Raw genomic sequence first — 8762 nt, 5'->3', positions numbered from 1 at the left:
AGCGGCGACAACCCAAGGAGCGTCTGCATGACCCGCCCGATCATCAGCCACGACATCCGACTCACCGACACCACATTGCGCGACGGCAGCCACGCGATGTCCCACCAATTCACCGTCGAGCAGGTACGTGACACGGTGAGCGCCTTGGACGCTGCCGGGATTGAGGTGATCGAGGTTGCCCACGGTGACGGGCTGGGCGGCTCATCGTTCAACTACGGATTCTCCCGCACCAATGAGATCGAGCTCATCGCCACTGCGCGCGCGGCCGCCGGCCGGGCACGCATCGCCGCACTTCTGGTGCCCGGCATCGGGACGGTTAAAGACTTACGGCGCGCCCGTGACGCCGGAGCCGACATCGTGCGCATCGCCACCCACTGCACAGAGGCCGACGTTTCGGTGCAGCACTTCACCGTTGCCCGAGAGCTTGGCATGGAAACGGTCGGGTTCCTCATGATGGCCCACCGGACCTCCCCGCAAGAGCTGGCCAGGCAAGCCCGCATCATGGTCGACGCCGGCTGCCAGTGCGCTTACGTGACCGATTCGGCCGGCGCGCTGTTGATGCACGAGGCCAGTGCGCGATTTAGGGCGTTGATCGACGAGCTCGGCGATGATGCCTGGGTCGGGTATCACGGACATCAGAACTTGTCGCTAGGGATCGCGAACTCGGCGCTGGCCGTTGAGGCGGGTGTCAAGCAGATCGACGGTTCGCTGTGCGCGCTGGGTGCCGGGTCAGGCAACTCCCCTACTGAGGTCTTGGCCGCGTTGTTCGATCGCATGGGCGTCGAGACGGGGGTGAATGTGGCGGCCTTGCTCGATGCCGCCGAGGAGATCGTGCGGCCATATCTGCCGCGCTGGCCGAAAATGGACCGCAACGCCATCGTTCAGGGCTGGGCCGGTGTCTACTCAAGTTTCCTGCTTCACGCCGAACACGCGGCACAGCGTTATGGTGTTGCGGCCCATGACATCCTGCGTCGCTGCGGCGAACTGGAACTCGTCGGCGGTCAGGAAGACATGATCATCGACATCGCCATCGAGATGGCACGCCAGCCTGCGACGGTGTGAGGCCGTTGCCAATCTCCGTTACAGGTCAATGGTCAGTCGATCGGATAACGCCCGACTTACGCACAGCATCATTACGTCGTTGGCAGCGCGTTCCTCGTCGCTTAGGACGTCATCGCGGTGATCGACTTTGCCGCTGAGCACCGACACTTCGCACGATCCGCACATGCCTTCGTGACATGAATAGGGATGGTTGCGGACGACTTCACGCACCACATCGAGCGCATTGTCGTCGGGGCCGACCTGCAGGACAATTCCGCGACGCCGCAGTTCGATCTCAAACGCGGCCTCCCCGCCGGCCGGCGGTGCCGAGAACTTCCCCGACGGCGAGAACCGCTCGATGTGGAGCGTCATCGACGGAGTGGCGGCACAAACCTGTTCCACCGCACGCAGCATCGGTTCGGGTCCACAGCAATAGACAGCGGTACCGGCGGGCTGGGTGGCGATCAAGGAGGCGAAGTCCGGAATCCCGTCGACGTCATCGGTCATCACGCTCACGTTTTCGGGCAGAGCAGACAGCTCGCCGGTGAACACCATCGCCGCTGCAGACCGCGCGCCGTACACCATGCGCCACGCCGCGCCGCGCCGCTGCAGTTCGCGCGCCATCGCGATGATCGGGGTGATGCCGATGCCACCCGCGAGCAGGAGGTAGGAATTGGCGTCCATCAGCCTGAAATTGTTGATGGGGCCGCGGATTTCGAGGGTGCGCCCCACCAGGCCGGTGTCGTGTATCTCAATGGATCCGCCACGGCCGTCATCGACGCGCAGCACCGCCACCGTATAGGAGTGCGTGTCGGCCGGGTCGCCACACAGTGAGTACTGTCGCCGAAGCGTCGACGGGAGGTGTACTTCCAGGTGCGCGCCGGCGTCCCACCCGGGTAACGCCGCCCCATCCGGATCGACCAGAGTCAGGAAAAGGACCTTGTCCGCCGCGCGCTCGATGCGTTCGACACGAAGCTGCATCGTGTGCTGAGGATCAACGTCGAGGCCCGCGTCGGTGTTGGCGAGGACGGGTTGCACGTCACCAATTCCTTCCATCTGGTCGTGGTTCCAATCGGTCGTGGTCGTCATGGCGCCTTGACTCCGCGACTGTTCTCGGCGACCAGCAACCGGTAGGCCAGTGGGAATGCATCCGACGAGGAGAATTTTTCCTGCGGCTCGTTGTAGCTGAGCTGCTCGACGACTTTCTTGTCCTGGCCGGAAAAATTGTGGTTCTGTTTCCAGTTGTAATACACGGCGTAATTCAGGCGCCGGTACCATCTGGCCAGCCGAGTCTTCGGGTAGGAGGTGTTGTAGTAGAACACCCAGCTTTCCTCGGCATTGCGCGGGGTTACCGCCCGGGAATACACGTGCGTCTGATAGTCAAAGCGAAACGTGGTGGGCAGGTGCACGCCCAACGACCATTCTTCGTCGTTGACCAACCAGTCGCGCTCGGGCCGCAGGTGTCGTCGCAAGAAGCCCATCACCCGCGCCAAATGCAGCCTGGCCTTGGTCTTCGGGAACTTGGCGTTGCCCAACTCGGGATAGGTCTCCTGGAACTCGGCGCGTTCAATCGATGTCTTGCGCCCCTGTTGTGAGTCCTGAAAGTCGAAAAATCGGGTGTTCTCGAAGACCAAGGCGCGGCCGTTCACGATCTTGGTCGGCGGACGCTCCGGTCCCATGTGCAAAAGCAAATTCAACCCCGCGGTGTCCTGACTGAGCACCTCTAACGAGTTTTTGTGCACATAAAAGGCATGGGAATCCTGAAGATTTTCCAACGCGGGGCGCCAATTAGCTTTCCACTTTTGCTGCGAATGCAACACGAGGGCCTTGTCGTCGAAGAATTCTGGTGGCACGTCCTCCTCGATCGGCGCTGGGCTGCCATCGCCCATCCACACAAACACCAGTCCCTTGAGTGTTCTCGTCGGGTAGACGCGGGCGTTTGCCCCGCGTCTACCGATATAGCGCGACCGGGCGCCCTCACCGAGGAACGCCTTCGCCGTGCCGTGCTCGTCGAACGTCAGGCCGTGATACGGGCAGGTAATGGTGCCCGCGAACAGGCACTTGCCGTGAGCCAGTGAGGCGTTGCGGTGCGGACACCAGTTGCTCAGGGCGACCACATCGCCGCGTGACCCTCGGAAGAAGACGAGTTCGGAGCCAAGGATGGTGCGTCGAACTCCCTTGCGGGAAGGTACTTTCCAGCTGGCGATGGCCGGGTACCAGTACTCCGTCAGACCAAGTTCGGGAATGCGGTCGCGTAACCCCAGGCCGCCGGGGCGCCGCGCGCCGGCGCTCCCGGTCGGCGGGTTTTGCTGGCTTGGCGCCGCGGCCTCGGCGTCCCGGGTGCTACGCGGGGGAGCCTGCTCATTGATCGCCATCACGCCTCCTAGCACTTTCCGATATTATATCGTGCGTTCGCGCTCTCGACAAACCTCAGCACCGCGTCTGTCCAGGTCCCTGGCTGTTCGTAATAGACCGAATGGCTGGCGTCCGGGAGCACGTCGACCACCGAGCCGGGGATACGGGCGGCTGCAGATTTCATCACCGACGGCGGGCAAAGCTGGTCGTTGGCCGCAGCGAGAAACAGCGTCGGTAGCGCCAGTGCGGCCAGCTCCTCGTCGCCGAACCGGTGACTGGCCATGGCCTCGAGCATCTCGGCCACCGGCGGTTTGGTGCCGAAGCTGGAGATGAGGTTGTACAGCACAACCAGATCGGGTTCCGAGCGGCTGAAGTCGGCCGACACGACCGGGTGGCGGTCGCGGCGTGGACGATCGGGTACCGCGGCCCGCAATGCGCGGGTGTGGCTCGGATCGGCACCGGCCAGGGTCGTCGACAGCACCAGAGAGATGGCCCTGTCGGAGTGGTTCAGGGCGGCTCGCAACGCGACGAACGCACCCATCGACTGACCGACCAAATGGGCCCGGCGTATCTGCAGGTCGTCCAGGACTGCGATGAGGTCGCCGGCGGCCTCATCGATCCCGGTGCGTCCACTGTGCGCCGTCGAGTTGCCAAAGCCGCGCTGATCCCAGGTAATCACGTAGTACCGCTCGGCGAACGCCCCGACCTGCCGCCACCAGATCGCGTGATTGCCGCCAAGCCCGTGGCAGAGCACGATCGGCTCGCCATCTCCGGTGGCCTCGGCGTAGATCTTCTCGCCGTCGCGGGCGACGATAGTCGCGCGGCGCTCAAATTCCTGCGTCATCCCCGCAATATCCGATCAGCGTGCAATGTGTCGCCGTATTCCCACGCGGCGCAGATGCGGCCAGCATCAATCTCGAAAAGAAAGTGGTAGGCGTTGTCGAACTCGCGGCCGGTCACTGTTTTGCCGGATGCTTCCGCGCGCAACGCGATCCGCGGCCCCTCGACCGTCGTACCGACGACTTTGAACTGAAGTCCCTCGGGAAACAGGTTGGCAAGCCCGGAGAACCAGATTGCCGGGTCCACGTATCCGCGCTTATGCAGCACCCACCAGCTGGCCTGCGGACGCAGCAGTGCCTGCGCGTCGTCGTAGCGTCCGTCCGACAATGCGGCAAAGAACGCCAAAATCAGGTTCAAATTCTCCGATTGCTGCGCGTCTCCACCGTCAGAGACCGCCACCGATGTGGACACATCTACTCCGTAGCTTGGCAGGGTCGAGGCTTTTACGATATCATATCGCTTGGTCAGGCACGAGGGTCGTGCCCTCGCGCAGTCGGCCACGACATGCCAGGTGAAGGAGCGCTGAGCTAGCGATGGTCCTCACAAGTCCGGGCGCTGCGCAGGTCGGCGGCGCGCTGACGCAAGCCGAGCACACACTGGCCGCTGACGCCCTCTATATCGCCGAGCTCGATCGCCGGCCGATTTCACCGCTCAGACACCAGTTTCCCGAGATATCGTCGGCTGACGCCTATCAGATCCAGTTGCTCAACGTAGCGCGTCGCGTCAGCGACGGCGCAGTCGTGCGCGGGCACAAGGTCGGCCTGTCGTCGCGGGTGATGCAGCAGATGATGCAGACCCACGAACCCGACTACGGGCACCTGTTGTCGGATATGTTCGTCGCCGAGAACACGCCGATCAAGACGTCGGCGTTGTGCGCGCCGCGAGTCGAAGTCGAAATCGCGTTTGTGCTTGCCGAGGCGCTGCCGGCGCCCGGCTGTACGGTGGCCGACGTCCTGCGCTGCACGGCGTTCGTCTGCCCCGCGCTGGAGGTCATCGACAGTCGGATATTGAACTGGGACATCCGATTGCCCGACACCATCGCCGATAACGCGTCGTCGGGCCGCGTCGTACTGGGCGGTCAGCGCACGTCGCTGGACGGACTGGACCTGCGGACCGTCGGGGCCTGCTTGCGCCAGAACGGGCGCGTGGTGGCGACCGGTGCCTCCGGTGCCGTTCTGGGCAATCCGGCCACCGCGGTGTCGTGGCTGGCCAACACGGTGCACCGATTCGGCGTGACGCTTGACGCTGGTCACGTCATCCTGCCGGGGTCTTGCACCCGCGCCTGCGACGTCACCGCGCAACAGACGATTCGTGCCGACTTTGACGTACTCGGCTCTGTGACAACCCGTTTCGAATAAGGACACGCACACCGATGACGATGCTCGCGACATACACGCAGGCGGCTGAAGCGCGCCGACAACTGATCGCGCGCTACCTGCACGATGGTATTCGGGTGGTCGGCATCAAGATCGCGCTCACCTCCTCCGATGCGCAAGCCCGGATGGGCACCGATCGACCCGTCTGGGGATGGCTGACCGACACAATGGAGATCCGGGACGGCGCGGTCATCGACGCCGCGCGGGGCTCGGTCTTACGTGCGGAAGCCGAATTGGTCTTCGAGCTCGGCCAAGATCTTGCCGGGCCCGGGATCACCAGACGCGATGTCCTGGACGCGACCGCGGCGATCCGCCCCGGCATCGAACTGCCCGCACGTAGCGAACGCCCGCCCGCCTCGGCCGCCGACATGATCGCGGACAACGCCATGGCCACACACTTCGTGGTGGGTGACGCGCTGGCGGATTGGCGCCGACTGGATCTGTCGCTGCTGGGCGTGGTGATGGAGGTCAACGGCGAGGCGGCATCGTCGGGGTGTCCGGCCAACGTATTGGGCCACCCCGCCGATGCGATCGCGTCCGTGGCCAACGACTTCGCCCGCCAGGAGGGCGGAATACTGCGCGCCGGCCACCTGGTCTTCACCGGCGGTATCACTCCCGCGGTTGCGCTTGGGCCGGCGATGACCGTTGACGCGAATTTTTCCCGCCTCGGCCGCGTCGGTATCTCAGTGGCCGCCGATCGACTGGGCGAGGTCGTATCATGACGCGCCCGCTTGATTTGCTGAGCTGGCGGGTCATCGAAACCGCCTGCGGCACAACGGGTGAATCTATGATCGCCAACGACCAGCGCCACGACCTTGTCACCCTCGCCAGCGGACGTGGGCTCAGCCAGCTGTGGAAAACCGACCGGCTCCTCGGAACCTTTGACGGCAGCGATCCCGGAAGCGGTCTCTTCCCGGGATTCAACGGCCTTCGCTTGTGGATATTGGTCATCCCGCCCGATGGCGACCGAATCACCCCGATGCACGCGACCCCCACCATCGATTGCGGCTTCGTGCTGCACGGCACCGTCACATTGGAGATGGAGGACGGCAGCTCATCGGTTCTGCAGCCCGGTGACGCGTTCGTCCAGACCGGAACCACACATCGATGGCAAAACTCGGGCGCCGAATCCGCCGTGCTCGGTGTCGTGGTGGTCGGCACGGCACCGACCGCCCCGGCCGACAACAACGATTCCTCACACACACCATCGGGAAAGGGCTGACGATGACGCTGGAAACGTCTAATGCTTCAACCACATTGGCCGGCGACGCCACCCGCTACCTCACCGACCCCACGTTCCGGCGGGATCCGTATCGTTTTTTTGCAGAGGTACGCGCCGTGTCCCCGGTTATCCAGGCCGACAACGGCGTGTGGCTCATCACCGGCTATGAAACCGCCAGCGAGGCGCTGCGCAACGACGAATTGCTGAGTCGGCGTGAGGCCGGACTCAAGCACCTTGTTGTCGATGATCCGGCGGCACGACAGATCATCACCTCCAAGATGCTCTACAACGATCGGCCCCAACACACCAGGCTCAGGCGACTGGTATCGCATGCCTTCACCAGAGGCGGCATCGCGGGCTGGCGCGATCGCATCGCCGAGGTCGCCAATCACACCCTCGATCAGATCGTGCCGACCGGGCACATGGACCTGGTCAGCCAATACGCCTACCCTGTTGTCGCGCAGGTCATCACCGAGATGCTCGGCATCCGGCAGGGCGATTTGCCGAAGTTCCTGGCTTGGTCCGAAGCGATGGTCGAACCACCGCCCGGCGCCAATGTCGAGCACGCCCGAGCGGCGGCCAACGAGGCGACCCGCGCCACCACTGCCTACATTCGCGAGCGGATCGCCGAGCGACGTTCCGCTCCGGCCGAGGACCTGCTGACCAAGCTGATCAGGGCCGAAGAACCCGAAGACGGCGTGCTGGCCGAGCACGAACTCGTGGCGATGAGCATCGAACTCCTCCATGCCGGGTTCGAAACCACGTCAAACTTTGTCAGCAACGCCGTGCATGTCCTGCTGCAGCACCCCGATCAGCTCGATGAGTTGATCGCTGACCTCTCACTGCTGCCGGCGGCGATATGCGAGTTGCTGCGTTACGAAAGCCCAGCCCCGATGCCGCTCCCGCGGGTGGCAACAGGGGACCTGGAAATCGGCGGCCAGACGATCAAGAAGGGTGACACCGTGGCGGTTGCCCTCGCGGCGGCCAACCGAGACCCGGCCTACTTTTCCGACCCCGAGCGATTCGACATTCACCGCAGCGACAACAACTACATCTCATTTGGTTTCGGTGCCCACTACTGCCTGGGACATGCACTGGCACGGCTGGAATCCACAGAATTACTCACCGCGTTGCTGGTCCGCGTTCCCAGCATCCGATCATCAGGAGAGGCAAAATGGAGCGACCATCAGTTCTTCCGGACACTGACCACACTGCCGGTGGCATGGTGAATGTGCCCACCGCGTGGTGCAACCTCATGGGCACGGGAATAGCCGAAAAGTACTACAACGTCAACGGTATTCGCACTCGCGCCCTGGAGGCCGGGAGCGGCCATCCGTTGATCCTGCTGCACGGCACCGGCGGGCACGCTGAAACATACCTGCGCAACATCGGTCCGTTGTCCCGGCACTTCCGCGTGCTGGCCATCGACATGGCCGGACACGGTTACACCGACAAGATCGACGGCGACTACACGATGGACGTCTTCGCCGACCACGTCGCCGCGCTGATCGACACCATCGGCGCCGAGAAGGCATTCTTGTCCGGAGAGTCGCTCGGCGGCGGGGTGGCCTGTTGGACGGCACTGAAATACCCCGATAAAGTGCGTGCGCTGTCGCTGAATACGGGCATCCTTGCGCGCCCTGACGAAAAGGGCCTCGCCGACCTCGCCGATATCGAAGCACGAACCGAACAGCTCGCGCAGAACTTCACCGCGGAGACCGTACGGCGCCGCCTCGAGTGGCTGGTCTACGACCCGGCCAGCATCACCGACGAGATGGTGCAGATCCGGTTGAAGGTGTACTCCCAGCCCGGCATGACCCAAACCATGGTCAAGGTCATGAAGACCGTGCTGCAGATGAACCGCGCCGCCTTCGGCGACACCGACTACTACGACCACACGCTGGCCCAGATCAAATGCCCGACGCTGG

Annotated in this window: 10 protein-coding genes; 6 read left to right on the top strand and 4 right to left on the bottom strand. The window is 63.8% G+C overall.

Features of this window, described 5'->3' with window-relative positions:
- The first annotated feature begins 27 nt into the window (after positions 1 to 27).
- The gene (gene dmpG, locus WAN02_RS17755) at positions 28 to 1062 is read left to right on the top strand and encodes a 4-hydroxy-2-oxovalerate aldolase (protein WP_422265559.1); all 1035 of its coding nucleotides are present in this window, start codon (positions 28 to 30) and stop codon (positions 1060 to 1062) included.
- Positions 1063 to 1080: 18 nt separating this feature from the next.
- On the opposite strand, the gene WAN02_RS17750 is transcribed toward dmpG, so the two are convergent.
- From WAN02_RS17750 to WAN02_RS17735, 4 genes are read right to left on the bottom strand one after another with little or no spacing between them, the layout of a single operon-like run.
- Entirely contained in the window at positions 1081 to 2130 is a 1050-nt protein-coding gene (locus tag WAN02_RS17750; RefSeq protein ID WP_422265558.1) for a PDR/VanB family oxidoreductase, read from the bottom strand.
- Positions 2127 to 3416, bottom strand: coding sequence for a Rieske 2Fe-2S domain-containing protein (locus WAN02_RS17745; protein WP_422265557.1), 1290 nt, complete (start codon positions 3414 to 3416; stop codon positions 2127 to 2129). Before WAN02_RS17745 ends, WAN02_RS17750 begins: the two co-directional genes overlap by 4 nt.
- An 8-nt stretch (positions 3417 to 3424) precedes the next feature.
- Entirely contained in the window at positions 3425 to 4240 is an 816-nt protein-coding gene (locus WAN02_RS17740; protein WP_422265556.1) for an alpha/beta fold hydrolase, read from the bottom strand.
- A complete protein-coding gene (locus WAN02_RS17735; protein WP_422265555.1) occupies positions 4237 to 4647 on the bottom strand; it encodes a nuclear transport factor 2 family protein in 411 nt (136 codons plus the stop codon). The genes WAN02_RS17740 and WAN02_RS17735 overlap by 4 nt, the downstream gene beginning before the upstream one ends.
- A gap of 122 nt (positions 4648 to 4769) precedes the next feature.
- Here WAN02_RS17735 and WAN02_RS17730 point away from each other — a divergent pair, with 122 nt between their 5' ends.
- From WAN02_RS17730 to WAN02_RS17710, 5 genes are all read left to right on the top strand, one after another.
- On the top strand, positions 4770 to 5594 hold the full coding sequence (locus tag WAN02_RS17730) for a 2-keto-4-pentenoate hydratase (protein ID WP_422265554.1): 825 nt from the start codon (positions 4770 to 4772) through the stop codon (positions 5592 to 5594).
- 14 nt (positions 5595 to 5608) lie between these two features.
- Entirely contained in the window at positions 5609 to 6334 is a 726-nt protein-coding gene (locus tag WAN02_RS17725) for a 2-keto-4-pentenoate hydratase (protein WP_422265553.1), read from the top strand.
- A complete protein-coding gene (locus tag WAN02_RS17720; RefSeq protein ID WP_422265552.1) occupies positions 6331 to 6834 on the top strand; it encodes a cupin domain-containing protein in 504 nt (167 codons plus the stop codon). Before WAN02_RS17725 ends, WAN02_RS17720 begins: the two co-directional genes overlap by 4 nt.
- A gap of 2 nt (positions 6835 to 6836) precedes the next feature.
- Positions 6837 to 8063, top strand: coding sequence for a cytochrome P450 (locus WAN02_RS17715; RefSeq protein WP_422265551.1), 1227 nt, complete (start codon positions 6837 to 6839; stop codon positions 8061 to 8063).
- The coding region (locus WAN02_RS17710) for an alpha/beta fold hydrolase (RefSeq protein WP_422265550.1) at positions 8009 to 8762 on the top strand (754 nt) is incomplete at its 3' end. The genes WAN02_RS17715 and WAN02_RS17710, both read left to right, overlap by 55 nt.

Origin of the sequence: Mycobacterium sp. (genome assembly GCF_049281135.1) — a bacterium.
In the GTDB taxonomy this organism is placed as follows: domain Bacteria; phylum Actinomycetota; class Actinomycetes; order Mycobacteriales; family Mycobacteriaceae; genus Mycobacterium.
Note: the sequence above shows the minus strand (reverse complement) of the source record. Positions and strands in the feature narration are given on the sequence as shown.